Below are 25,558 nucleotides of genomic sequence, written 5' to 3'. Positions count from 1 at the left end.
CCCGGCGAAGTTCCAAAGAATTCAAATGGAGGTGAGTAAAAAATCCGGCGACCGCGAACTTCCGTCTACCGATCCCGGCACGCCCGATCCACGGTTTTTATTGCACGGATTCCTTTTGTCGCAACAATCCTCCCCCATCCTTCACCTTCAATGCCGTTTCCTCGCCATGTCGAAAACCTGATCGCCTCGTTCCGTGGAATGCCCCCGGACCGGAGCCGGTCGCGTCCGCGGGAAACCGTGGCAATGAATCAACTGGTCTCCGGCATCCTCGAAAAACACCGGATCGGATTGCCCTCCCTCGAGGAAACCATTTCCACCCATTGGCCGACCCTCGTCGGCCCGGCCAACGCCCAATTCGTCCATCTCCTGAAAATCGAGGAGGGCCGCCGCGTCCTGGTCGCCGTCACCGATCCAATCATCCGCCAGGAACTGTTCTTCCACCGCAAACTTATCCTGGAACGGATCCGGGCACTCCCCGGTTGCCGCGACATCCGCGAACTCACCCTCCGGGCCGGATGATCTCCCGGAGCGAATCTTCCCCGAAGATTCGCTACGGCCATCGATGAGACGTGGCTTCATCGCTACAAATCCTCCGATCCCCCATCTTTTCGCGTGCGGGATCAATTTCCACTTGCACAAAGGTTCTTTTTAAACTCTTTTGGGAAATTGCGTCAGGAGCCCGTATCCCTAAAGAGCGTGCTCCCGCGACTGGTCCGCCTCGGCGGGCTCCAGCGGTGAATCCGGCTTCCGGGCTGGGCTCACGGGCTTGTCACCAAGCTCCCAAAGTCGTGCACTTCAACTAAACATGCCAGAAAAGATTCAGAAACAAGAAATCATCTCTCAGTTCAAAATCAACGATTCGGACACCGGCTCGAGCGAGGTCCAAATCGCCCTGCTCACCGCGCGGATCAATTCGCTCACCGAGCACCTCCGGACCCACCGGAAGGATTTTCACTCCCGGCGCGGCCTGATCGCGATGGCCAGCCGCCGGAGAAAGCTGCTTGATTACGTCAAGCGCCACGACCTGCCGAAGTACACCGAGCTCCTCCAGAAGCTTAATCTTCGCAAGTAAACCAATTGAAGTCATCCCGGCAGATCATGCCCGGCAGGCGACCCGTTTGACGCGTCGCCCCGCCGGGCATGATCTTTTTGTATTACCGGAGATGGCTTAGCGGATCCCCTTTCGTGATTTTCCATCATTTCTGAGGAAACGAGAGGGCTTGTAGACAACCTGCAGAAATAAAAGGAAAACAATGAACCAGAAACATAACGTCACCATCGAGGAACTGGGCATCACCCTCTCGACCGGAACTCTCGCCCAACTCGCCAGCGGCGCCGTCACCGTCTCCCTCGGGGAAACGGTGCTCTTCGTCTCGGCCACCGCCTCCCAGAACCTGCGCCCCGGCCAGGATTTCTTCCCTCTCACCGTCGATTACCGAGAAAAATACTCGGCGGCCGGCCGTTTCCCCGGCGGCTACTTTAAACGGGAGGGCCGGCCCAGCGAAAAGGAGATCCTCACGTCCCGTCTCTGCGACCGTCCGTTGCGCCCCCTCTTCCCGAAGGGTTTCCTCAACGAGGTCCAGGTGATCGGCTTCTGCCTGTCGCTCGATCTCATCAACGAGCCGGATGTCCTCATGATCAACGGCGCTTCCGCCGCCATGATGATCTCCGATATTCCCTGGAACGGCCCCGTCGCCGCGGTCCGGGTCGGCGAAGTCGACGGCGAGTTCGTGGTCAACCCGACCATCGAACAACAATACGATTCCACCCTCGATTTGATCTACGTCGGCACCGAATCCGAGATGTTGATGATCGAAGGGAGCGCCGACCAAATGCCGGAAGACCGGTTCGTCGAGGCCCTCGAATTCGCCCATAAGGCGATCCAGCCGATCATCGCCGGAATCCGCAAGCTGGCCGAACTCGCCGGCAAACCGAAGCGCGAATTCCCTCTCGTCACCGGCGACGACCGGGTCACCGCCATCGTCCGCCGCGAAGCGAGCGAGAAACTGGTCACCGCCGTCTTCAACGACAAGAAGGAAGATCGCTCCCGCGCCGTCAGCAAAGTGATGGAAGAGACCGCCGAAGTGGTGAAGTCGGAACTCGGCGAAGAGAATTTCGACCCGAACGCCATTCGCATCGCCTTCGAGGAGTTGCAGGAAGAAGTTTACCGCTCCAACATCCTCGACCACGGCAAACGGGTCGACGGGCGCGGTCCGGGCGACCTCCGGGAAATCCTTTCCGAAGTCGGCGTATTGCCGCGGGTCCATGGTTCCGCCCTTTTCTCTCGGGGCGAAACCCAAGCGTTGGTGGTAGCGACCCTCGGCGCGTCGCGCGACGCGCAGGACCTTGACGCCTTGACCGGTGGGGCGAAAACGAAATCGTTCATCCTCCATTACAACTTCCCGCCGTTCTCGGTCGGTGAAGCCGGTCGTTTCATCGGCCCCGGCCGCCGCGAAATCGGCCACGGCGCGCTCGCCGAACGTTCCCTCCTCCAAGTGATCCCGGCGGAAGACATCTTCCCCTACTCGATCCGCTTGGTTTCCGAAGTCATGGCCTCCAACGGTTCCACCTCGATGGCCTCGATCTGCGGCGGATGTTTGGCCCTGATGGACGCCGGGGTGCCGATCCTGGCTCCGGTCGCGGGTATTTCGGTCGGCTTGGTCACCGAGAAAGATGACTCCGGCAAGATCACGAAACACAAGTTGCTGACCGACATCCTCGGCGCCGAAGACCATTTCGGCGACATGGACTTCAAGTTGGCCGGCACCAACGAAGGGATCACCGGTTTCCAGCTCGACCTGAAGATTTCCGGTCTTCCGTTCGACCTCGCCAAAACGGCCATTGCCCAGGCCCGCGAAGCCCGGCTCGCCATCCTCACCCGGATGCTGGCCGCCATCGCCGAGCCGCGGGGCGAACTCAACCCGTATGCGCCGCGGATCCACACCATCCAGATCGATCCCGACAAGATCGGCGCGTTGATTGGTCCCGGCGGAAAAAACATCCGTCGGATCACCGAGACGACCGGCGCCACCATCGACATCGCCGAAGACAACAGCGGAAAGGTCTTCATCTACAGCAACAACAAGCAGGCGATGGAGCGGGCGATCGAAGAAGTGGAGTTGGTCTCCGCCGAAATCACCCCGGGCCGCATCTACCGGGGCGTGGTCCGGAGCATCAAGGATTTCGGCTGTTTCGTCGAAGTTCTCCCGGGACGCGAAGGCCTCGTCCACATCTCCGAACTGGCCGACTTCCGGGTCAAGAAGACCGAGGATGTCGCCAAACTCGGCGATGAAATGTGGGTCAAGTGCGTCGGCATCGACGAAAAAGGCCGGGTCCGCCTGAGCCGCAAAGAAGCGATGGCCGACCGCGCCGCCAAAGAAGAAGGAGAAGCCTCCCCGGAAGGCGAAGCCCAGTAACAGCTGTTTCCATTCATTCTTAATCATCAAGACCGGCCGTTCGCGGCCGGTCTTTTTTTTCGCCCCATTCAACCGTAAAACCAGCAGCATTTAGACCCCGTCCGAAAAGGGTTTGCAGCGACCGGACCGGCCTGGAAACACACCCCACCGCTCTAGCGAGCGGTCCCCCCCCTCTCAAGAGGGGATCTTTTTGTAAGCCATTCCCCTCTTGAGAGGGGGGGACCATGCGCGAGCATGGTGGGGTGTGTTGTCTTCCCCGCTGCTACAGCTTGGGATCGACCGAAAACCTTTTCGGATACCCGCTATTCAGCCGCGAGAAGGCACAAAAGGCGCAAAGATAAATACTTAAGCGGAAGGACCAGCCATCCTCCCCTCCCTCCCCATCTACCATCTGCGCCCATCTGCGAAATCTGCGGTTCCCCCTCCCCTCCGAGATCCGCGGTTCCCCCTCCCCTCCGACATCTACGGTTCCCTTAAAGCTTTACCTCTCAGCCCCGGGGCGCTTGTATGTTTCACTTTCCGCATATTCCACATGAAAAAACCGGATTCACCACTGAAAGTATTGATCGTCGGCTCCGGAGGCCGTGAACACACCCTCGCTTCGCTGTGCCGCAAAAGCCCCTTTTGCCGCGAGGTGATCGCCGCCCCGGGCAACGGAGGAATGGCCGCCGAGATCGATTGCTTTCCCGTGGCCGCGGACGATGTCGACGGCTTGGTCGCGCTCGCCGTCCGCGAAAAGGTCGACTTCGTGGTGGTCGGCCCGGAGGTTCCGCTCAGTCTCGGCTTGGTCGACGCTTTGGCCGAAAAGGAGATTCCCGCCTACGGCCCCCGCAAAGATGGCGCCCGGCTCGAAGCGAGCAAGATCTTCACGAAGGACCTGTTGATCAAATACAACATCCCGACCGCAGCCGGACGGAGTTTCCGCCACGTCGACACCGCCCTCGACTACCTCCGCGGCCACTCCTTCCCGGTGGTCATCAAAGCCGACGGACTCGCCGCGGGCAAAGGGGTGATCATCGCCGACGACTTTGAACACGCGGCCGAAACCGTCCGGGGCATGCTGGAAGGAAACACCTTTGGCGCGAGCGGCAGCTGGGTCCTGATCGAGGAATGTCTCCAGGGCGAGGAAGCGTCGATCCATTTGATGGTCTCCGGCTCCGACTTCATCGTCCTGCCCACCAGCCAGGACCACAAACGCGCCGGCGAAAACGACACCGGTCCGAACACCGGCGGCATGGGCGCCTACTCCCCGGCCGAATTGGTCGACGAGAAAACTCTCCGCAACATCATCGAAACGGTGGCCCGCCCCAGCGTCGACGCGATCGCCTCCGAAGGTATCCAATTCGTCGGGACCCTTTACATCGGCATCATGCTGACCAAGGAGGGCCCCCAGGTTTTGGAATTCAACACCCGATTCGGCGATCCGGAAACCCAGGTCATTCTTCCCCGCTTGAAGACCGATCTCCTCCATTTGATGCACGCCTGCACCGAAGGGTATCTCTCCGAAATCCCACTCGCGGTGAAACCCGATTACTCGCTCTGCGTCGTCCTCGCGGCCGGAGGTTACCCGGGGGACTACCGCAAAGGGGATGAGATCACCCTCCCCGCCGACGTCCCGGCGAAGTCCGCCATTTACCACGCCGGCACCACCCTCTCTTCGGAAGGAACGGTCGTCACCAACGGCGGCCGGGTGCTCGGCGTCACCGCGATGGCCTCCTCGCTCCGGGAAGCGGCCGACGCGGCCTACGCCCTTTGCGACAAAATTACGTTTGCGTCCAAGTATGCCCGACGGGATATTGGAGCCAAACAATTGAATCGCTGATCCATACCATTGAAGACCGTTTCGCACATAACCTTCGGCTTGTTCTGCGCTTTTTGTTTTCTCTCGGCGGCCTCCGGATTGACCGCCCAGACCGAGCGCGGCACGCTGGACCTTTCGGACCCGGAACTCTTTCCGCCGGAGTTTTTCCCGGCGCTCGATGAGACTTCCCGGGACGAACTTCTGCTGGCCGGGTTGAAGAGCCTTTTCCCCCAACGGATCCTCACCGATCCTCCCGAGCTCGATCTCCCCGAAGCCGAACCACCCGTCATCCGGGAGATCGAACCAAACGGTGTTTACCTGCGGGTGAAACACCTTCCCTCCGCCCTCCCGGCCATCGAAGAGGCGCTCGACCGCCCCCTTCTCATCCTCGATCTGCGGTTCCTCTCCGCCGACCTCGAATCGACTCTCGACCTCGGCGCGATGCTCACCCGCCGCGCGAGTTTCAGTCTGGCTCGCGCCGGCACCTACCCGGCGGCGGCCGAACATCTGGCCAACGCCTTGTTCACCATCGACGGACGCCGCCTCCGCGACTCCGACCAAACCGTTTTCACGCTTTCCAACCACGAAACCCGCGGCCCGCTCGAAGCCCTCCTCGCCCAACTCAAGGAGGACGGCGAAGTCATTTCCGTCGGAACCTCGTCTCCCGGCCAGACCGCCGCCTTCGAGCCGTTTCCCGGCACCGAGTCTTACTACATCATCCGCGGTGAGATCCGTCCGGTTAACCAAGAATCCCTCGTGACGTCCGGTTTCGTTCCCCGGGTGCGAATTTCGGTCGATCCGACCGACGACCTGATCGGCTACGAAGCCCTCAACGACGACGTTTCCCTGGACGATCTCGTGCAAACCCGCGAATCCCGTCCCCGTTTCGACGAGGGCCGGTTGATGCGGGAACACGCCCCGCTCCCCGGCCTGACGGAAGAGCCAGCCAACGACGAGGAACGGCCCGACGTCGCTCCCGATCCGATTCTCCGCGGAGCGCTGAATATCGTGAAAGCGCTCCAGGCCTTGGGGGAAATCGGCCACTGACTTCCAACCTCCCCACCGTCGATCCACATGGCGCAACAATCGAATCAAATCCTTTGCATTTGCACCGCGAACATCTGCCGCAGCCCGATGGCGGAACGCCTGCTCGCCCACGCCCTCGCCGCCGAAGATGAACCGCTCCGGTCCCTCTCGGTCGTCTCCGCCGGGGTCGCCGCCTGCCTGGGGGAAGAGGCCTCCCCCAACGCCAAAGCCGCGATGAAGAAGGTCGGGCTGTCGCTCACCGACCACCAGAGCCAGCCGGTCACCCGGGAGTTGCTTGAATCGTCGTTGGTCGCTCTCTGTATGACCGAGAGCCACCGCGCCCTCCTCTCCTACCATTTCGATCCCCTCCCCACCGACGTTTACCTGATGCGGGAATTCCTTCCGCCCGAAACCGCCGGCGAGATCCCCGATCCTTACGGTATGGATCTTCGCGCCTACGAGGCCTGCCGCGACAGCATGGTCGAGGCGATCCCCTCCGTGATCCGGTTCATCCGGGAACTCGTCGCCAGCAAGAACGGTTAAGCCAAACTTTATATGCATATGACAGACACTGCCAAAAGCCTGCCGGCCGCCCGGCTCGAAAGCTATGATTCCGAGATTCACCAGGCGATCGCCTCCGAACTCGAACGGCAACAAAACCACATCGAGCTCATCGCCTCCGAGAACTTCACCCTGCCCGCGGTGATGGAAGCCCAGGGAAGCGTATTGACGAACAAATACGCCGAGGGTTATCCCGGCAAACGTTGGTATGGAGGTTGTGAATACGTCGACATCGTCGAACGCCTCGCCATCGAGCGGGCCAAGTCCCTCTTCGGAGCCGACCACGCCAACGTCCAACCGCACTCGGGCAGCCAGGCCAACACCGCCGTCTATCTGGCAACCCTCAAGCCGGGCGACAAGATTCTCACCATGAATCTCAGCCACGGCGGCCACCTGACCCACGGCCATCCGAACAACTTCAGCGGACAGTTCTTCAATGTCGTCAGCTACGGCGTCAGCCAAGAAGACGAACGGATCAACTACGACGAGATCGCCGAGGTCGCCCAACGCGAAAAGCCGAAGATGATCACCGTCGGCGCCTCCGCCTACTCCCGGGTGATCGACTTCGCCCGAATGGGCGAAATCGCCCGTTCCTGCGGCGCCCTCCTGCTGGCCGACATCGCCCACATCGCGGGACTGGTCGCCGCCGGAATCCACCCGTCGCCCGTCCCCCACGCCGACTTCGTCACCACCACCACCCACAAGACCTTGCGCGGCCCCCGGGGCGGCCTGATCCTCTGCCGCCAGGAGCATGCCAAGGCGATCGATTCCGCCGTCTTCCCGGGCGTCCAAGGGGGACCGCTGATGCATGTGATCGCCGCCAAAGCGGTCTGTTTCAAACAAGCCGCAGCCGACGATTTCCGCGGCTACCAACAACAAATCGTCTCCAATGCCAAAGCGATGGCGGCGGCGATGACCGCCCGGGGATTCCGGGTGGTGAGCGGCGGCACCGACAATCATCTGATGATGATCGATCTCCGCGACAAGAACCCGGATCTGACCGGCAAGAAGGCCCAGGAAACCCTAGATCGGGCGAACATCACCTGCAACAAGAACACCATTCCATTCGAAACCCGCAGCCCCTTCCAGGCCAGCGGCATTCGCCTCGGCACCCCGGCGGTCACCAGCCGCGGCATGAAGGAGGCGGAAATGGAACGGATCGTCACCGCCATCGACCTGGTCCTTTCGAATCCCGACGACGACGCCAAGATCGCCGAGGCCCGCGAAATCGCCCTCGACCTCTGCCGCGCCTTCCCGTTGCCGTATTGAAGACAGGAGAACGGACTTTCCAGCCCGTTATTGCCGATCTGCGGGGCCGAACAAATCGGCCCGCAGGTCCTTCAGAAACGGAAAATCGGCGCGGCAACGGGCGACCGATTCGGCGTCCGCCTCCGCCTTGATCCACCCTTCCTCGGCACCCAATTCCGCAACCACTTCGCCTTGTGGGGCGATGATCGTGCTCGACCCCGGGTATTCAAGTTTCGGATCGCGTCCGCAACGGTTCACCCCGACTACCCACGCCTGGTTCTCGATCGCCCGGGCCCGCAAAAGGGTCCGCCAATGCTCCACCCTCGAACTCGGCCAGTTCGCGATCACCACGAACATTCCAGCCCCCCGGCGGGTCGCCACCCGGAAGAGCTCGGGGAACCTGAGGTCGTAACAAATCAACGGATACACCTCCAAACCCTCCTCCGCCCGCCAGGAAACCGGCGACTGCCCCGATTCGTAAAACCGGTCCTCCCCGGCATAACTGAACGGATGCATCTTTCGGTAACGCACCCGTTCCGTTCCGCGCGGATCGATCACCACCGACTCGTTGCAACCCCGTCCGCCGTTCCCCCGGCAAACCATTCCCGCGAGAACGTTCACTTCGTGACGTCGGGCGAGGTCCGTTAGAAAACAAAACGTTTCCCCCCGCTCCTCCTCGGCTATCGCCGCCACGTTCATGCTGAAACCCGTGGCGAACATTTCCGGCAACACGACCAATGATCCCGCCTCCGGCCTCACGGAGACCATCAATTCCTCCACCCGGCCAAAATTGGCCCGCTTATCCTCCCAGGCCAAATCCCACTGCAAGCCGACGATCTTCATGGGAGAAAATAATGAATTAGGGATGATGAATTAGGAAGAGTTTCATCATTCATCATTCATCATTTTCTTCGCCATTCATGCTGGCGTTTCCAAAGCAACTGCTCCGCCGCCAACGGGCCCCACGATCCCGCGGCGTAGGTTTCCATCCCTCGGCAGCCGAGGGTTTGCCACGCTTCCAAAATCGGCGACATGATCTTCCACGAGGCCTCCGTTTCGTCGCCGCGGATGAAGAGCGTGCCGTCCCCGATCATCGCATCGAGAATCAACCGCTCGTAGGCTTCCGGCGTATTCGACCCGTAGGTGGTCTTATAACGGAAATGCATCTTCACCGGCTGGGTCCGGGTCTCCAGGCCGGGGATTTTCGAGTTCATCAAAAGCGTCACGCCTTCGTCCGGCTGGATTTGCATCACCATCGTGTTCGGCGCGAGGTCGAATCGATCGGCCTCGCTGAAAAGAATCCCCGGGGGGCGCTTGAACTGGACCGCGATTTCACTGACCCGCCGGGCCATCCGTTTGCCCGAGCGCATATAGAAAGGAACTCCTTCCCACCGCCAATTGTTGATCGACAACCGGAGGGCCGCATAGGTTTCGGTGGCGGAACGAGGATCGACTCCCGCCTCTTGCGTGTAGCCCGGCACCTTTTTACCCCCGACCAATCCTTCGGTGTATTGGGCGCGGACCACGTCGCCGGCGTCAGGCTTCGGATTCAACGGCTGGATCGCCTGGAGGAGTTTCACTTTTTCGTCCCGGATCGCTTCCGGATCGAGCGACACGGGCGGCTCCATCGCGGTTAAACTGAGCAGCTGCATCGTATGGTTCTGGATCATGTCCCGCATCGCGCCGCTTTGCTCATAGTAACCGCCCCGCGTCCCAACCCCGAGATCTTCCGCCACGGTGATCTGGACGCACTCGACGTAGCGCCGGTTCCAGATCGGTTCGAAGATCGAATTGGCGAACCGCTGCACCAAAAGGTCCTGCACCGTTTCCTTACCCAGGTAGTGGTCAATCCGATACACTTGCTGTTCGTCGAACTGATCGGTGATCACCCGGTTCAACTCCCGGGCCGAAGCCAGGTCGCGGCCGAACGGTTTCTCGACGACCACCTTCGAAGCGTAACGGGTATGCAGATGCCGCCGGGCCAGTCCGGACGCCCCGAGGTTCTCCAGGATCGGCTTGAAAACAGACGGCGGAGTCGAGACATAGAAAACCGCCTGCATCTCCCGTCCGAGTTGTTTTTCAATGGCGTCGATCCGCTCATTGAGCTGACGAAATGCCTCCAAATCGTCATACCCTCCGGAAAAATAGGAGGATTGCGCCTCGACCCGCCCCCAAATTTCCGCGGTGAGGTCCCGACGGGAATATTGGCGGATCGACTCGACGTTCGCCTGGTGAAACGCCTCGTCCGACATCTCTTTGCGTCCAAAGCCAATCAAATGGAAGTCCGCCGGGAGGAGATTGTCGCAACTGAGATTGTACAACGCCGGCACCAGTTTGCGTGACGTAAGGTCGCCCGACGCGCCAAAAATAACAATGATGGTCGGCGGTGCCCCACGATGTTTACTGAGTCCCTGCAAGAACGGATGCCGGTCGGAGGTGGAACTGATCATAGTGCTGAAATTGGAAAAGTCGCTAATCGCCGACGCCCCCGCTCTGTGCGAAACAACGCCGATAAATCGGCAAGCCTCCAATCTCCCTCCCCGGATGACAAGAGTAAAAAAACGCTCTCCACTTCCTTCGCACCTCCTTCGAAATCGCCCGGAAAGCCTCCGGCAATTTTATCCGACGACAGACGCATCCGGACGATCCATCGTCGGTTCCGGTGAATGCAGCCCTTCCACCGCGTGGATTCGCACGCCCTTTTTTCTTCCGCGGACTTGAATTTCCCCGAGCGACCGAGTCCGAACTTCCCCCGCAATCAACCGTTGGACCTCCTCCGAGACCAGGATCTGTTCGCCGAAGGCCTTCGTCTCCCCTTCGAGTCGGGCGGCCAAATTGACCGGATCGCCGATCACGGTGAACTCCAACTTCCGACCGGGTGAACCCATGTTTCCAACCATCGCTTCGCCCGCCCCGATCCCCACTCCGATTCGGAAAACCGGTTTTCCCTCCTCCTCCCAACGGCGATTCAGCATTTCCAATTTTTCCCGCATCGCCAAGGAGGCGCGGACCGCGCAGCGAGCATCTTCCGCTTCGCCCCGCGTCTGGATCCCTCCCCAAACCGCCATCACCGCATCGCCGACGAACTTATCCAGCGTTCCCCCGTGGTCGAATACGCAATCGACCCAGGCGGCCAGGTATTCATTCAACTGCGACACGAAAGCTTCCGGATCTTCCGCCTCTTCCGTCAACGTCGTGAATCCCCGGATATCGCTAAAAAGAATCACGCAATGTTTGCGCCTTCCAACCGCCACCCGTTCGTATTCCTCCGGATGAGCGATCAGATAGCGAGCCACATCCGATGACACGAAGGTCCCAAAGGTCCGGCTCAACCGCCGCTTTTCCATTTGCTCGACCGTCAACTGGATCGCCAGGCCTGAAACTCCGGCACCGAAAAACGCCAGATACGGATGCGGGAATGCCACGACCAAACCGAAACCAACGAACAATCCATAGGTGCCCGCGACCGCGCCAGCCCCGGCCACGATCATCCCCGCGAATTTCACCCAATGGGCGCCCCGCCAGAGCAGAATCAACCCGGTTCCTGCCATGCCCGCCAAAAGCGTCAACCCCCTCTTGAACCAGAGCGGCGGCTCGCGCAAAAACGTTTGATCCAAGAGCATCGCAACGCTGTTGGCATGAATCTCCACTCCAGCCATCGACCCCATCGGAGTCATATGCACGTCGTGCATAAACCCAGCCGTCGCCCCGATCAAGACGACCTTGTCGCGGAAGAATTCGCCCCTCCGAAAATTCCAATCCCAATACCGGTCATGGAAAACATGCGACACCGGAAACTGCGGAAACGTCCTCGACGGACCGGCGTATCGGATCATCCGCGTTTCCCGCCAACCCGGAATCACCACCTGGGGCTCGAACTTCCGGGCCGCCATCGCCGGAAACGAAACCAACTTCGGCTCTTCCGCCAACGGTTCGGCCCGAATGCCGGAAACCAACGCCGGAGTCGTCTCAAAAAAGGCCCGCCGCACCCGTCCGTCGAAATCTTTCGGATAACGGACAAACCCAGCGAAGTCCGTCCAATCCTCCTCGGGAAATAACGTCGCCGACGGCCGGTTCAACTCGGTCCTTCCCAAGGTCGCGTCCGTATCTTCGAAACTGAATCCGATCACCACCCGCTCCCGGTGACGCAACAAAGCCTCGCGGAATCGGGCGTCATCTTCCTCCCCGTAGATGCTCGGTCCGAGAAACAAAATATCGAACGCCACCACCCGGGCTCCAGCCTCCACCAAACGATCGAGCAACATCCCGTGGACCTCTCTCGGCCACGGCCATTCGGTCAGGAGTTCCAAGTCCGGGTAAGCTTCGAGTTCGTCTTCGAAAAACTCCATCGATTCGGAATCGATTCCGAGGACGACGATATCCTCCCGCGGCGGAATCGCCCCCCTCTTTTTGAAGAGCCAATCGATCATCGCCCCTTCGAGCCGACCTTGCACCACTTCCCAGGGGACGCCCGGGAGAGCGAGCAAGCCGAAGGCGAATCCCAATACGAGAATCGCCGCCTTGGATCGAGACCGTTTCATGCGTGGCATCCGTTGAAGCGCAATCGGAAGTATGCAAAAACAGATTGCTGGATTCTTCGCCACGATCGAGCCTTTTTGTTGCCGGCCAAACCCTTTGCCGACTTTTAACCTTCCCCCGGTATCGGTTTGCCTTTAACAATTGAAGGACCTTTTCCAACAGTGCATGACGGCTTCCGCCCAAGCATCCCATCAGATTTCCGCTCTTCGCATTCGCCCGAGCGACCCGGCATCCATTTTCCCATGAAGAACTCCGATCTCCCGGCACCCAATTACGACGAAACTCGCGTCCGTCCCTTCGACCTCCCCGATCCTCTGGTCGTCGCCGGGCGGCCACTCTCCAGTGCGACCGAATGGACGGAACGCCGCCGCCCGGAAATCCTGAATCTCTTTGCCCGTCATGTCTATGGCCGGACTCCCGATCTTCCATTCGAGACGACTTTCACTTCGTTACAGCAAAGCGACGAAATCATCCCGAACTGCCTTCTGGAGGAAATCGAACTCACCGTCACCACCTCCCGTGGGAAACTAAAAGCGACCATCCTGCTCGCCCTTCCCTCCGACAGTGCCAATCCTTTTCCCACATTCATCAGCTTGAATTTCCACGGCAATCAAACCGCCCATCCCTCCCCTTTCATCACCGTCACCGACAAATGGGTTCGCGCAGTGGAATCGATGGAGACCGCGGGAAACCGGGCCACTGAAAAGAGCCGCGGCAAGAGCCAATCCCGCTGGCCGTTCGAAGAAATCACTGCCCGCGGCTACGCGGTCGTGATGGCATATTGCGGCGACTTCGATCCGGATTTCGACGACGGTTTTCAAAACGGCGCGCATCCTCTTTTCTACCGTCCCGGCCAGACCTCCCCCGCCCCCGACGAATGGGGAACGATCGGGGCCTGGTCCTGGGGAATGAGCCGCATGGCCGACTACGTCGAATCGGACTCCCGCCTCGACCCGCGCCGGATCATCTCCGTCGGCCATTCCCGCCTCGGCAAAACCGCGCTCTGGGCGGCCGCCCGGGACCCGAGGTTCGCAATGGCGATTTCGAACAATTCCGGATGCGTCGGCGCCTCCCTCTCCCGCCGGAATTTCGGCGAAACGGTCGAGGTGATCAACCAAAACTTCCCCCACTGGTTTTGCGGCGACTTCAAACAATATGGTGGAAACGAGGAGGCCCTGCCTCTCGACCAACACATGTTGCTCGCCCTGATCGCTCCCCGGCCCCTTTACATCGCCAGTGCGTCCGGCGACCTCTGGGCCGACCCCCGGGGCGAGTGGATCAGCGCGACCGAAGCGGCCAAGGTGTATTCATTTCTCGGACACCCATGCGAGAATCTAACCAAAATGCCCGCCCCCGGCGAGGCCGTCTACGGCCCCGTGAGTTACCACCTCCGCGAAGGAAAACACGACATCACTCTCTGGGACTGGCGCCACTTCATGAACGCCGCCGACCGGTTCCTTCCGTCGGCCGGCCGCAAGGCGTAAGCGGGAGCTTCGTGCTTCAGCCGAAGGCCGTCGGCCAAGGCGAACGTTTCCAAATTGACGCACCGCCCACAACGGCGGCTGAAGCGCACCGCTCCTTCATCCGGCGAAAGCCGGGATGCTACCCCGTAGCATCGAGTTTTCACTCGATGAGACAGAGCTTAAGCCGGAGCTTCGTGCTTCAGCCGAAGACCGTCGGACACGGCGAACGTTTCCAAATTGACGGACCGCCCAACGACGGCGGCTGAAGCGCACCGATCCTTCATCCGGCGAAAGCCGGGATGCTACCCCGTAGATAACATGAGGGCGACAAGTGGGAAAGAATTCTCCAACATGTCGCCCGATATGAATAACCAATCGAAAAATAACTTCTCCAAATTGATTAACGGAATCGTCTCGTCCAATGGGCAGGAGGTCAAGCTCGGGATCGATCTTCATGCCCGCGATGGCGTGGCTTGCCTACAGGTGGACGGCAGCTTGCCGCAACGCCCGTTGCGCTTGAAGCACGAGGAACTGGTTCGCCTCGTTGGCAAGTTAGTGGCCGCCGACCTGAAGGTTTATGCCTGTTATGAGGCTGGTCCTTGCGGCTATGGATTATACCGCCAGCTCACCGAATTGGGAGCCACCGTTTTCGTGGTTGCCCCGGTGAGCCTGGCGGGCGGACGCAACCAAAAGACGGATAACCTTGATGCGCGGGGGCTGGTCGACCAACTCGACCGCTATTTGCGAGGCAACAAGAAGGCCTTCACGGTCATTCGTGTGCCAAGCCAGGAGGAAGAACAGGCGCGGGCGAGATCACGTCTGCGCGATCAGATCAAGAAGAGCCGGAGTGGATGGGAGGCACGTGGTCGAAGCGCGTTGCTGGCGCAGGGATTCCACGTGAAAGGCCGTTGGTGGGGGCCGCGCAAATGGAAGGATCTCTGTCTCGAATTACCCGAGTATCTGGTCCAGCAACTTGAGGTAATGCGTGAGATTCTGCTGAAGCTCGACGAGAAGGAAAGGGCCATCAAAAAGGAACTGGTCGAGGAGGTTAAACAGCCTCTGCCGGTCGGAATCGGAGCCCTGACCTGGGTGATGCTCCTGCGGGAGATCTGCGACTGGGGACGGTTTAAGAACCGGCGTCAAGTGGCCGGCTTCGTCGGATTATGTGCCGGGGTTCACCAAAGCGGAGGATCCTCCCGGGATCTGAGTATAAACAAGCACGGCAATCCGCGAATACGCGCCCTGTTAATCGAAGCGGTCTGGCGCATGGTGCGATGGCAACCCGATTACCCGCCCGTGCGCGAGTTGGTCGAGAAGCTTGTCAGCGGCCGGTCTCGGCGCAAGATCGCGGTCGCGGCCGCCCGCAAGCTCGCCATCGATCTGTGGCGGTTGGCCACCGGTCAAACCACGCCTGAGAAGCTCGGCCTGAGGATGCCCGAGGTTGCAGTCGGCTGAGGGCAACCAACTTCCCTTTTTGTTCTTTGATCTTTTTGCCTGAAGCGAACCCGATTTCGGAGTGGAGCGCGCACGTTTCGATGCTTGGACTTTCATCCGTTCCTGTAGATTGTGCCGCTTGCTCCGTCCCTCTTTTCCTCCGGCCTCGCCGGGGGTCGCATAAATTATAATGCGCTGCCTCTAAGGCACGCGCGGATAGCAGTTTGTCCCCCCGGCCAGTTCGAGGGGACCGGGGACGAGAGACATTCCTTTCCGGGGGCAACTCCAAAGGCCAAAAGATTGGGGCTCATTGCCGCCCCCAAACCCCCGCTAGGGGAACTAAGGTAAGAAAGCAGATCTTAAGAATGTCCTAAGAAAAATAAATCAAACAACGGTTTCATTTTCCGCTTGTCACGAAACCCTCATAGCAGCATCGAGTTTTCACTCGATGAAACAGAGCATAAGCCGGAGCTTCGTGCTTTAGCCGAAGACCGTCGGACACGGCGAACGTTTCCAAATTGACGGACCGCCCAACGACGGCGGCTGAAGCGCACCGATCCTTCATCCGGCGAAAGCCGGGATGCTACCCCGTAGATAACATGAGGGCGACAAGTGGGAAAGAATTCTCCAACATGTCGCCCGATATGAATAACCAATCGAAAAATAACTTCTCCAAATTGATTAACGGAATCGTCTCGTCCAATGGGCAGGAGGTCAAGCTCGGGATCGATCTTCATGCCCGCGATGGCGTGGCTTGCCTACAGGTGGACGGCAGCTTGCCGCAACGCCCGTTGCGCTTGAAGCACGAGGAACTGGTTCGCCTCGTTGGCAAGTTAGTGGCCGCCGACCTGAAGGTTTATGCCTGTTATGAGGCTGGTCCTTGCGGCTATGGATTATACCGCCAGCTCACCGAATTGGGAGCCACCGTTTTCGTGGTTGCCCCGGTGAGCCTGGCGGGCGGACGCAACCAAAAGACGGATAACCTTGATGCGCGGGGGCTGGTCGACCAACTCGACCGCTATTTGCGAGGCAACAAGAAGGCCTTCACGGTCATTCGTGTGCCAAGCCAGGAGGAAGAACAGGCGCGGGCGAGATCACGTCTGCGCGATCAGATCAAGAAGAGCCGGAGTGGATGGGAGGCACGTGGTCGAAGCGCGTTGCTGGCGCAGGGATTCCACGTGAAAGGCCGTTGGTGGGGGCCGCGCAAATGGAAGGATCTCTGTCTCGAATTACCCGAGTATCTGGTCCAGCAACTTGAGGTAATGCGTGAGATTCTGCTGAAGCTCGACGAGAAGGAAAGGGCCATCAAAAAGGAACTGGTCGAGGAGGTTAAACAGCCTCTGCCGGTCGGAATCGGAGCCCTGACCTGGGTGATGCTCCTGCGGGAGATCTGCGACTGGGGACGGTTTAAGAACCGGCGTCAAGTGGCCGGCTTCGTCGGATTATGTGCCGGGGTTCACCAAAGCGGAGGATCCTCCCGGGATCTGAGTATAAACAAGCACGGCAATCCGCGAATACGCGCCCTGTTAATCGAAGCGGTCTGGCGCATGGTGCGATGGCAACCCGATTACCCGCCCGTGCGCGAGTTGGTCGAGAAGCTTGTCAGCGGCCGGTCTCGGCGCAAGATCGCGGTCGCGGCCGCCCGCAAGCTCGCCATCGATCTGTGGCGGTTGGCCACCGGTCAAACCACGCCTGAGAAGCTCGGCCTGAGGATGCCCGAGGTTGCAGTCGGCTGAGGGCAACCAACTTCCCTTTTTGTTCTTTGATCTTTTTGCCTGAAGCGAACCCGATTTCGGAGTGGAGCGCGCACGTTTCGATGCTTGGACTTTCATCCGTTCCTGTAGATTGTGCCGCTTGCTCCGTCCCTCTTTTCCTCCGGCCTCGCCGGGGGTCGCATAAATTATAATGCGCTGCCTCTAAGGCACGCGCGGATAGCAGTTTGTCCCCCCGGCCAGTTCGAGGGGACCGGGGACGAGAGACATTCCTTTCCGGGGGCAACTCCAAAGGCCAAAAGATTGGGGCTCATTGCCGCCCCCAAACCCCCGCTAGGGGAACTAAGGTAAGAAAGCAGATCTTAAGAATGTCCTAAGAAAAATAAATCAAACAACGGTTTCATTTTCCGCTTGTCACGAAACCCTCATAGCAGCATCGAGTTTTCACTCGATGAGACAGAGCTTAAGCCGGAGCTTCGTGCTTCAGCCGAAGACCATCGGACACGGCGAAAGTTTCCAAATTGACGCACCTCCCACGACGGCGGCTGAAGCGCACCGATCCTTCATCCGGCGAAAGCCGGATGCTACCCCAGCATCGAGTTTTCACTCGATAAGACAGAGCTTAAGCCGGAGCTTCGTGCTTTAGCCGAAGACCATCGGACACGGCGAACGTTTCCAAATTGACGCACCTCCCACGACGGCGGCTGAAGCGCGCCGCTCGTGGTTTCAACGCGCCAGTCTTTAGATCGAATCGATGATCGAATTCAGCGTCGCGCTCGGCCGGAGAGCGGCGAAACATTTGGTATCGTCGGGTTGATAATAACCGCCGATGTCGACCGGCTTTCCTTGCACCGCGATCAACTCGTCGACGATGGTCTTTTCCGCGGCGGTTAATTTCTCAGCCACCGCGGTGAAGGTTTTCTTCAATTCCGCATCGTCGTTTTGCGCGGCCAACGCCTTCGCCCAATACAGGGCGAGATAAAAATGACTGCCCCGATTATCTATTCCCCCGACCCGGCGGGTGGGCGATTTGTTGTTCTGGAGGAAATCGGTGTTCGCCTGGTCGAGCGCGGCCGCCAAAACCTTCGCCTTGGCGTTCTTGAACGTCTCCGCCAAGTGCTCCAACGAAACCGCCAATGCGAGGAACTCGCCGAGCGAATCCCAGCGGAGATAGTTTTCCTCCAGGAATTGCTGGACGTGCTTCGGAGCCGATCCGCCGGCTCCTGTCTCGAACAGGCCGCCCCCTTTCATCAAGGGAACGATCGACAGCATTTTCGCGCTGGTGCCGACTTCCAGGATCGGGAAAAGATCGGTCAGATAATCGCGGAGCACGTTGCCGGTAACCGAGATGGTGTCCTTCCCTTCTTTGAGCCGCTCCAGACTGAACTGACACGCGTCGGCCGGGGCGAGGATCCGGATATCGAGGCCCTCGGTGTCATGGTTCGGCAGAAACTTTTCCACCTTGGCGATGATTTGCGCGTCATGGGCGCGGTCTTTGTTGAGCCAGAAAACAGCAGGATCGCCGGTGGCCCGGGCGCGCTTGACCGCCAACTTCACCCAATCTTCCACCGAATCGTGTTTGGTCTGACACGCCCGCCAGATGTCGCCTTGCTCCACCTGGTGCTCCAGCAACGTCTTGCCCGAGGCGTCGACCACCCGGATCACTCCATCTCCCGGGGCTTCGAAGGTTTTGTCGTGCGAACCGTATTCCTCCGCCTTGCGGGCCATCAGTCCGACGTTGGAGACCGATCCCATCGTGCGGGGATCGAACGCCCCATGCTTCTTGCAAAAATCGATGGTGGTTTGGTAAACGCCGGCGTAACAACGGTCCGGGATCACCGCGAGGGCATCCTGCAACTTCCCTTCAGAGTTCCACATCTGACCGGAACTACGGATCATCGCCGGCATCGAGGCATCGATGATCACATCGCTCGGCACATGGAGATTGGTGATCCCCTTGTCGGAATTCACCATCGCGATTCCCGGTCCATCCTTCAAAGCGGCTTGAATATCGGCCTCGATCTCGGTCTTTTTCTCGGCCGGCAACGACCCGATCCGGGACAATAGATCGCCGAACCCGTTGTTCAAATTGACTCCGAGCTCCTTCAAGGTTCCGGCATGTTTCTCCACCAGATCGGCGAAAAACGCCCGGACTCCGTGTCCAAAGATGATCGGATCGGAAACCTTCATCATGGTCGCCTTCAGATGGAGGGAAAAAAGAATCCCTTCCTTCTTGGCCACCTCGACCTGTTCCTTCAGGAAGGTCAGCAACGCCTGCTTCCGCATGAAGGTGGCGTCGAGGATCTCGCTCGCTTCAAGGGCGATTTTTTCCTTCAACACGGTGGTCGACCCGTCGCCCGAAACGAATTCGATCCGCACCGTGGTGGCCTCCGGCACGGTCACGGAAGTTTCGTTGGCGAAGAAGTCGCCATCGCTCATGTGGGCCACCCGAGTCTTGGAATCGGCCGACCATTTCCCCATCGAATGAGGATGCTGGCGGGCATACTCCTTGACCGCCCGCGGCGCCCGCCGGTCGGAATTGCCTTCGCGCAGGACCGGGTTGACGGCACTTCCCATCGCCCGGTTGTAACGGGCGCGGATTTCTTTTTCCTCGTCGGTCTTCGGATCCGCCGGGAACTCCGGCAGGGCGAACCCTTTGCCCTGGAGTTCGGCCACGGCGGCGCGCAACTGCGGGACCGAAGCGCTGATGTTGGGCAATTTGATGATGTTGGTCTCGGGGTCTTGGGTCATTTTCCCCAAATTTCCGAGGGCGTCTTCGACCCGTTGATCTTCGGGCAGCAAATTTCTGAACTGGGCCAGAATCCGGCCCGCGAGTGAAATATCCGGAGTTTCGACGGCGATCCCGGCCTGTCCCGTGTAGGCCTGGACGATCGGCAGAAGCGAATACGTGGCGAGCGCGGGCGCTTCATCGGTTTTGGTGTAATGGATAGTCGGCTTCGAAGACATAATCAGGAATCAATTGTTAAAAGGAAGAAGAGTGCCCGCCCCCGGAAACGGGGTCAAAATCATTTTTTGTCCCGCCAAAGCACGTCCGCTTATTCCTCGCTCATTTCCCGCAAAGGAGCACGGACATTCCTGTCCGTTTACTTCTCAACCGCTCCCGGACAGGAATGTCCGGGCTCCTTTGACTCCCCGCTCAGAACGGACATTGCTTCGCCATCCCCGCTTCGCTCCGTCCCGTCCGTTTGTTCCCCCGCCCATTTCCCGCAAAGGAGAACGGACATTCCTGTCCGTTTACTTCTCAACCGCTCCCGGACAGGAATGATCCGGGCTCCTTTACTTCTCCCAGAACAGATAGCTCCCGGAACAAAGCCCCGCCTTTTCCGGATTTTTCCGAATGTATTCGCAACTGCGGCGGAGGTGCCGCTCATTGCGAACCATGCGATCCCAATACCCCTCCTGCCATAACGACCCGGAACGCTGGAGGATGCGGTTCATCTCACGGGCTGAATAGCCCTTCCAGCTCTGAACCAGTTTTTCCAACCGGGTTTCGCTGTTTAACCTGACAACCACATGCACGTGATTCGGCATAACGACGAAGTTTTCCAACTCATAACGGTCCCCGTCGAAATGGTGCAGACAACTTGCGACAATTTCGGAGCAATCCGGACGAGTGAGGAGGCATTCGCCCATGCCGGAGTCGAGCCACTCTTCAAGGCGCGCGGGAAATCGCTGGTAATACTCGACCGTCACAGACGCCGACCATGGCGGCGCGTGTCGGGCGAGCCATGCGGCTTGCTCCTCCTTCCATAGAGCGAGCCTCGCTGCAGGCAACGAATCGGCCAGCCTCCATGTCAGGAAGAAGAGCCGTCCCGGCTGTTGCCAATGGGGAAGGTTGCGCTGATGGATATCGATCGGAGCGTAAGGATTGAACCAAGGGGTAGCAGTCGTCATAGCAATCAGTTAAAGGAGAACAGACACTCCTGTCCATTCGGTTTTCATTAAAAACCAAATTTGCATAAAACATCAACTAAAAACAAAGGAGAACGGACATTCCTGTCCGTTTGCTTCTCAACCGCACCCGGACAGGAATGTCCGGGCTCCATTATCGGCTGCAAGGACGGAGACCACGCGGAACGACCGAGGCAAAGCAATGTCCGGGCTCCTGTATTAGCCGGTGCCTTAGCGAACGTGGGCGGATCTGATAGTCGTCCGATAAAAATCGACGACTGCCCATGCTGCCTGCAAGATCGATCCGCCTTCAGAGAAAGCGCCTGCCATGACATTCGCCACCGAGACGCTCCAGGAGATCGCCCATCAGCACCTGTTCAATCAGTTTTGGCTGACTTTGTTTTTCGTGATTCCAATGGTGCTGGTCGCACGGGCGGTGGTTGCCGGTAGCCGCTACTCCGCCATTTTAATCATCGTCGTCTTCGGTTTGGTCATGGGGTTTCTCCTGGTCCAAACCGGCGTCTCCGAGGCCGGGCTGCGCGACTTCCCGATGCTCGGGATGATCGCCCAATCAACCATCGTCGCCCTCGCCGCGTCATTCTTTGTCGGCGGTCAACAACTGCGCCGGATCCTCGCCGGCCGAGAACTCCCTCCGGATGAGAGCGTCATATACTCCAACGAAGAGATATTCTTCGGGACGGCCCGCACCCAGGTCGTCTTCATCGCCCGGGCTTTCTTTCTCTTGCTCGGCATCGAAGCCTTGACCCGGACAATCGCCGGGACGGTCCCGGACACTTCTCTGGCGCGGTATTACCCGTTGATCGCCTACATGGGACTGGTGATCGCGGTGATTCTGATCGATCACAAGGCGACCATCCAGAACAAGCGGACCTATCTCCGGAAAGGGATCCTCGAGATGGGGGCGATCATCTCGGTATTGCTGCTTGGATATTTAATTGCGGTGACAATTCGTCCGCTGATCGCATTGCCCCAGATTTTCTTCGTGATGTTAATCGCCGCCGGCTTGGGGGCGGCCCTGCATAAATGGACGCATGGTCCCGCGGTCCGTTGCCTCTTGTTCGCCGGAATTCCCGTGGTACTTGCCGCGAATTTCGTGATCGGCGGTTCCAGGATGGGCGAGGCATTCGCCCTCACCGGGATGAACGCGGTCCTCGCTTACGGATTTTTCGGTCAAATCCTCTGGATGTTCGGGGGTATCGCCCTTCTCATCTTGATCGGCAAAACGGACGCGGTGCGTAACCTGGCCCCGGCGATGGCGGGCGGTCTTTCCCACGCCGGTTTGACCGGAGCCTGCACGGCCGGAGACCTCGGCGAAACCGCCGCCAAACGGGCGCCGATCATGATCAACATTCCGTTTTTCGGACACGTTTTCGTCTTTTCCATTCTGGCCTTGAGCGTCGACCGCGGAGGTTTGTTGTGGGGACCTTCGCTCCTCGTAGCGGCGGTGGGTGTCGGTCTGACCGCAAGATCGCTGATGCAAATCCGGCGAGCTGACGGAAACGATCGGGAGGAAGTGAAGGCGTTGATGCAATTTTGCTTCGGCTGGCAATTGTGCGCCGTTTTTTGCGGACTGCTCATCCTATGGGCGGCCAGGCTGCCCATCGATCACGCCCTGATGGCCACCAGTTCGTCGCTCTCCCATTTCGGACTTTTCGCGGCGATCCAGGAAGGGATGGCCGGGGAGGCTGCGGCGGGATTGATCGCCTTCGTCTTCGCGATGCCGTTTCTCGTCCACCCGGTGGTCTTTTTCCTATTCGGCCGGGCCATGGAGCGAGACGGCCACATGCACAGACCGTCCGTCTTTATCGCCGCCGCCATCGGCTTGATCGGTGTCGGCCTCTTCCTGACGATTTGATCCTCACCCGCGCAGGAAAGCCACGAGCTCGTCCCGACTAGGACTGCGGGCTTCGCGCACGAAGTATCCGGCGGTGGCGCAACCGAGGGAGAGACAATGTCCGACTGGGGCCCCCGACAGCAAACCAAGACAATATCCGGCGTTGAAGCGATCGCCCACTCCGGTATTTTTCATGGGATTCACACAGCGCAAGGATTCCGCCACATGGCATTCCGCCTTCGACGCCGCCACCGCAAAGGCCTTCCGATGGACCACCAGAGTGGAAAGGTCGAGAGCGATTCGAAGCTGTTCCGCCAGTTTCGTCACTTCCTCCGGATCGGGGTCGGCCGATGTTTCCGGCAATCCACGCAGGCGCGCCATGACGTTCGCCTCGTTGCCATTCAATCCGAGAGTCACCGTGCCATAACGCCCGAACTCCCGCATCGTTTCCAACATCTCGGAGATATCGTTGGCGGACCGTCCCGACGGATCGACCAAATCAAAGAAGAACTGCTTCGGCGTGGCCAGGCCCGAGTAAACCCGTTGTAATAACTCCCGCCAGACAGCTGTCATATGCGGATACAGACTCCAATTGGTCAAGGCGATTACGCCAGCTTCGTCACAGGCTTTCGAATACGCTCCTTCGGCGGCCGCGCGAGTCACGCTCTCCGGAGTGAATTCGCCCAGTTGTTGGACGGCGCTGAACATCAGTTTTCCATCCGCGAACTCGAAGGCCAAGGTCCGGCCCGGCTCTCTCCCCCAACTATGGACAGACCGAAAACCCTCCACCACCGATTCAAAGGCCGGGTGGACCGGTTCCCCGAGGGTCGCGAAACAATCAACCGGCACCCCGAGATGGGCCAAACCATCGCCGAGATTGATCGCGCAACCTCCGGGATGGGTAGCCTCGACCACAATCTCCCGCAGAGTACTCGACCCGGCCGAGGCTGCGAGGTTGTCCGCGAAGGTGGCGATCGAAGGCACCGCTCGAAACTCGGCGAGCGAAATCCGTTCCGCCACCACTTTGATCATTTCGTCGACAAAACCGTCGAATCCGACCACCGCCGATGCCGGCGTAGCCGGAACCTGCTCCAGGGCGTCCAAGGCGAGTTGTTTCGTATCCATTCGAAATTTAGGAAAAAAGATATTTCCACAGAAGAAAGCGAAGGGGATAGAAGAAGGCTCTTTGACAAAATCATTGGAGGCAAAATCATTCCCGAGCCTCAGACAATTGATTCTTTCACCAAGTAATTCTGTCCTTTCGCTTCCTCCGCTTCCTTCTGTGAGTGAATTCCAGGCTGAATCTTTGAGATGGACCCTTTGACAAAATCATTGGAGGCAAAATCATTCCCGAGCCTCGGACAAATGATTCTGTCACCAAATAATTCTGTCCTTTCGCTTCCTCCGCTACCTTCTGTGAGTGAATTCCAGGCTGAATCCTTGAGATGGACCCTTTGACAAAATCATTGGAGGCAAAATCATTCCCGAGCCTCAGACAAATGATTCTGTCACCAAATGATTCTGTCCTTCCCGACCTTCTGGCTAGCCCTTGATCAATGCATTTCCACCTGCACGTGCCCCAAACCGCCCCGCAGGTAATGGAAATGAACGTTCGGGTGATCGGCCAGCAACGACATCGGCACCGACGAATCAGGGATATTTTCCGAAATCATCAACGCCGTCAGCCGGATGCCGAATGGGTTGTCGTGGATACCGGGGTGCCAGATCGAAACTTTGTCGGACTTCCAGGTTTCCACCGGACCCACCGTCGCCGCATGAGTCGGCACCAGGTTGACGTTGCCGCCGCCGCTGGTTCGAGCGTTCTGCGAGATCGTCACCGGGTGCAGTTTCACTTCCCGGGTGCCGAGCTTGCGGTATTCCTCCGGCGATGGAGGCGCGTCTTTATATTGCCCTTTCCGCTCAACCGGATCATTGAACGCCCAATGCTTGATCTCTCCTTGCCCGCCTTGCATGACCGCGCAACGGATCGAATCATAACTCCGGCTGTAGACCGACAAATCCCCGGTCGGAAAATGCAGGTTTTCATCGGCGATCCGGAGTTTCTCGTCCATCAGGTCAAAACACATCGTCTTGTCGCACCGGGCGAACGACAACGGATGCGAGAGCCCTACCGGCTCCCCATCGATGATCCACTCGTCCATTCCCCAGAAATGGGCGCCGTGTTTCTTCAAATCGAGTCCGAGCGAATTCACCAGGCGAGCCACGAGCGGCAATTGCTCGGTCGGACCGATAGGGCCGCAAATACCGACCGGATTGTCCGGTGTGCTTTGTTTCCAGGCCTCGATATATTCGAGCGCCTCGGCCAGAAAGAAGTCCTGCACCGTATCATAAAAGTGGATCGTGAAACCGGGACGGCTCATCGTCCGGAGTTTCTGCTCATCGACCCGGGCCGCGTCTTCTAAAATCGCCGTGTCCAGCGTCGTGTAATCCCACCAGTCCGGTGCCAGTTTGCTCAGTGCTCGTGCCATATCTTCGTTTCTACGTTGGGTTCAGGTAAATCCCAAAGGAACGTGGATCCACGCATTGAAAAAAACGTGCTTCTCCCAGCACTTCAGCGTCTTCCAGCGAAC

18 protein-coding genes are annotated in these 25,558 nt (G+C 59.1%); 11 read left to right on the top strand and 7 right to left on the bottom strand.

The features are described 5' to 3' along the window. The first annotated feature begins 150 nt into the window (after nt 1-150). The 7 genes from ACWUI2_RS11535 (at nt 151) to ACWUI2_RS11505 (ending at nt 8,073) form a co-directional block, all read left to right on the top strand. Nucleotides 151-519 (top strand): DciA family protein, encoded by a 369-nt coding sequence (locus ACWUI2_RS11535; RefSeq protein WP_486982998.1) that lies wholly within the window; start codon nt 151-153, stop codon nt 517-519. A gap of 286 nt (nt 520-805) precedes the next feature. Beyond that, complete coding sequence (gene rpsO, locus ACWUI2_RS11530) at nt 806-1,072, top strand: 30S ribosomal protein S15 (RefSeq protein WP_486982997.1); 267 nt, start codon at nt 806-808, stop codon at nt 1,070-1,072. Nucleotides 1,073-1,253: 181 nt separating this feature from the next. Then, entirely contained in the window at nt 1,254-3,416 is a 2,163-nt protein-coding gene (pnp, locus tag ACWUI2_RS11525; RefSeq protein ID WP_486982996.1) for a polyribonucleotide nucleotidyltransferase, read from the top strand. Between the two features lie 532 nt (nt 3,417-3,948). Next, a complete protein-coding gene (purD, locus tag ACWUI2_RS11520) occupies nt 3,949-5,238 on the top strand; it encodes a phosphoribosylamine--glycine ligase (protein WP_486982995.1) in 1,290 nt (429 codons plus the stop codon). A 9-nt stretch (nt 5,239-5,247) separates the two neighbouring features. Next, on the top strand, nt 5,248-6,264 hold the full coding sequence (locus ACWUI2_RS11515; RefSeq protein ID WP_486982994.1) for a hypothetical protein: 1,017 nt from the start codon (nt 5,248-5,250) through the stop codon (nt 6,262-6,264). 27 nt (nt 6,265-6,291) lie between these two features. Further along, nucleotides 6,292-6,786, top strand: coding sequence for an arsenate reductase/protein-tyrosine-phosphatase family protein (locus tag ACWUI2_RS11510; protein WP_486982993.1), 495 nt, complete (start codon nt 6,292-6,294; stop codon nt 6,784-6,786). A gap of 18 nt (nt 6,787-6,804) precedes the next feature. Continuing rightward, a complete protein-coding gene (locus ACWUI2_RS11505; protein ID WP_486982992.1) occupies nt 6,805-8,073 on the top strand; it encodes a serine hydroxymethyltransferase in 1,269 nt (422 codons plus the stop codon). A 27-nt stretch (nt 8,074-8,100) separates the two neighbouring features. On the opposite strand, the gene ACWUI2_RS11500 is transcribed toward ACWUI2_RS11505, so the two are convergent. From ACWUI2_RS11500 to ACWUI2_RS11490, 3 genes are all read right to left on the bottom strand, one after another. After that, entirely contained in the window at nt 8,101-8,895 is a 795-nt protein-coding gene (locus ACWUI2_RS11500; RefSeq protein WP_486982991.1) for a carbon-nitrogen family hydrolase, read from the bottom strand. Between the two features lie 59 nt (nt 8,896-8,954). Continuing rightward, on the bottom strand, nt 8,955-10,502 hold the full coding sequence (gene zwf, locus ACWUI2_RS11495; RefSeq protein ID WP_486982990.1) for a glucose-6-phosphate dehydrogenase: 1,548 nt from the start codon (nt 10,500-10,502) through the stop codon (nt 8,955-8,957). A 168-nt stretch (nt 10,503-10,670) separates the two neighbouring features. Then, complete coding sequence (locus ACWUI2_RS11490) at nt 10,671-12,593, bottom strand: CHASE2 domain-containing protein (protein ID WP_486982989.1); 1,923 nt, start codon at nt 12,591-12,593, stop codon at nt 10,671-10,673. Between the two features lie 240 nt (nt 12,594-12,833). Between ACWUI2_RS11490 and ACWUI2_RS11485 the strand changes: the two genes are divergently transcribed. The 3 genes from ACWUI2_RS11485 to ACWUI2_RS11475 all read left to right on the top strand — a co-directional run bounded on the left by ACWUI2_RS11485 (nt 12,834) and on the right by ACWUI2_RS11475 (nt 17,224). Then, on the top strand, nt 12,834-14,075 hold the full coding sequence (locus ACWUI2_RS11485) for a glucuronyl esterase domain-containing protein (RefSeq protein WP_486982988.1): 1,242 nt from the start codon (nt 12,834-12,836) through the stop codon (nt 14,073-14,075). Between the two features lie 297 nt (nt 14,076-14,372). Continuing rightward, on the top strand, nt 14,373-15,509 hold the full coding sequence (locus ACWUI2_RS11480; RefSeq protein ID WP_486981276.1) for an IS110 family RNA-guided transposase: 1,137 nt from the start codon (nt 14,373-14,375) through the stop codon (nt 15,507-15,509). A 578-nt stretch (nt 15,510-16,087) separates the two neighbouring features. Next, nucleotides 16,088-17,224, top strand: a complete 1,137-nt coding sequence (locus ACWUI2_RS11475; protein ID WP_486981276.1) for an IS110 family RNA-guided transposase — start codon at nt 16,088-16,090, stop codon at nt 17,222-17,224. A gap of 717 nt (nt 17,225-17,941) precedes the next feature. Here ACWUI2_RS11475 and ACWUI2_RS11470 read toward each other — a convergent pair. Both ACWUI2_RS11470 and ACWUI2_RS11465 read right to left on the bottom strand, forming a co-directional pair. After that, nucleotides 17,942-20,167, bottom strand: a complete 2,226-nt coding sequence (locus ACWUI2_RS11470) for an NADP-dependent isocitrate dehydrogenase (RefSeq protein WP_486982987.1) — start codon at nt 20,165-20,167, stop codon at nt 17,942-17,944. 330 nt (nt 20,168-20,497) lie between these two features. After that, nucleotides 20,498-21,115: an REP-associated tyrosine transposase gene (locus ACWUI2_RS11465; RefSeq protein ID WP_486982986.1), complete on the bottom strand. Its 618-nt coding sequence runs from the start codon at nt 21,113-21,115 to the stop codon at nt 20,498-20,500. Between the two features lie 325 nt (nt 21,116-21,440). On the opposite strand from ACWUI2_RS11465, the gene ACWUI2_RS11460 reads away from it, so the two are divergent. After that, nucleotides 21,441-22,988: a hypothetical protein gene (locus ACWUI2_RS11460; RefSeq protein ID WP_486982985.1), complete on the top strand. Its 1,548-nt coding sequence runs from the start codon at nt 21,441-21,443 to the stop codon at nt 22,986-22,988. A 3-nt stretch (nt 22,989-22,991) separates the two neighbouring features. Here the strand turns inward: ACWUI2_RS11460 and ACWUI2_RS11455 are convergent, their stop codons facing one another. Beyond that, nucleotides 22,992-24,092, bottom strand: a complete 1,101-nt coding sequence (locus ACWUI2_RS11455) for a PfkB family carbohydrate kinase (protein WP_486982984.1) — start codon at nt 24,090-24,092, stop codon at nt 22,992-22,994. A 428-nt stretch (nt 24,093-24,520) separates the two neighbouring features. Beyond that, nucleotides 24,521-25,456, bottom strand: coding sequence for a sugar phosphate isomerase family (locus ACWUI2_RS11450; RefSeq protein ID WP_486982983.1), 936 nt, complete (start codon nt 25,454-25,456; stop codon nt 24,521-24,523). Between the last annotated feature and the right edge of the window lie 102 nt (nt 25,457-25,558).

Source organism: Verruconatronum alginivorum, from assembly GCF_056590205.1.
Note: the sequence above shows the minus strand (reverse complement) of the source record. Positions and strands in the feature narration are given on the sequence as shown.

Bases quoted from the DNA above. Each gene is read 5' to 3' on its own strand.
- ACWUI2_RS11535 (WP_486982998.1), top strand. From the start codon at position 151: ATGCCGTTTCCTCGCCATGTCGAAAACCTGATCGCCTCGTTCCGTGGA.
- ACWUI2_RS11510 (WP_486982993.1), top strand. From the start codon at position 6,292: ATGGCGCAACAATCGAATCAAATCCTTTGCATTTGCACCGCGAACATC.
- ACWUI2_RS11470 (WP_486982987.1), bottom strand. From the start codon at position 20,167: ATGTCTTCGAAGCCGACTATCCATTACACCAAAACCGATGAAGCGCCC.
- ACWUI2_RS11500 (WP_486982991.1), bottom strand. From the start codon at position 8,895: ATGAAGATCGTCGGCTTGCAGTGGGATTTGGCCTGGGAGGATAAGCGG.
- ACWUI2_RS11480 (WP_486981276.1), top strand. From the start codon at position 14,373: ATGAGGGCGACAAGTGGGAAAGAATTCTCCAACATGTCGCCCGATATG.
- pnp (WP_486982996.1), top strand. From the start codon at position 1,254: ATGAACCAGAAACATAACGTCACCATCGAGGAACTGGGCATCACCCTC.
- zwf (WP_486982990.1), bottom strand. From the start codon at position 10,502: ATGATCAGTTCCACCTCCGACCGGCATCCGTTCTTGCAGGGACTCAGT.
- ACWUI2_RS11455 (WP_486982984.1), bottom strand. From the start codon at position 24,092: ATGGATACGAAACAACTCGCCTTGGACGCCCTGGAGCAGGTTCCGGCT.
- rpsO (WP_486982997.1), top strand. From the start codon at position 806: ATGCCAGAAAAGATTCAGAAACAAGAAATCATCTCTCAGTTCAAAATC.
- purD (WP_486982995.1), top strand. From the start codon at position 3,949: ATGAAAAAACCGGATTCACCACTGAAAGTATTGATCGTCGGCTCCGGA.
- ACWUI2_RS11490 (WP_486982989.1), bottom strand. From the start codon at position 12,593: ATGAAACGGTCTCGATCCAAGGCGGCGATTCTCGTATTGGGATTCGCC.
- ACWUI2_RS11475 (WP_486981276.1), top strand. From the start codon at position 16,088: ATGAGGGCGACAAGTGGGAAAGAATTCTCCAACATGTCGCCCGATATG.
- ACWUI2_RS11465 (WP_486982986.1), bottom strand. From the start codon at position 21,115: ATGACGACTGCTACCCCTTGGTTCAATCCTTACGCTCCGATCGATATC.
- ACWUI2_RS11450 (WP_486982983.1), bottom strand. From the start codon at position 25,456: ATGGCACGAGCACTGAGCAAACTGGCACCGGACTGGTGGGATTACACG.
- ACWUI2_RS11485 (WP_486982988.1), top strand. From the start codon at position 12,834: ATGAAGAACTCCGATCTCCCGGCACCCAATTACGACGAAACTCGCGTC.
- ACWUI2_RS11505 (WP_486982992.1), top strand. From the start codon at position 6,805: ATGACAGACACTGCCAAAAGCCTGCCGGCCGCCCGGCTCGAAAGCTAT.
- ACWUI2_RS11460 (WP_486982985.1), top strand. From the start codon at position 21,441: ATGACATTCGCCACCGAGACGCTCCAGGAGATCGCCCATCAGCACCTG.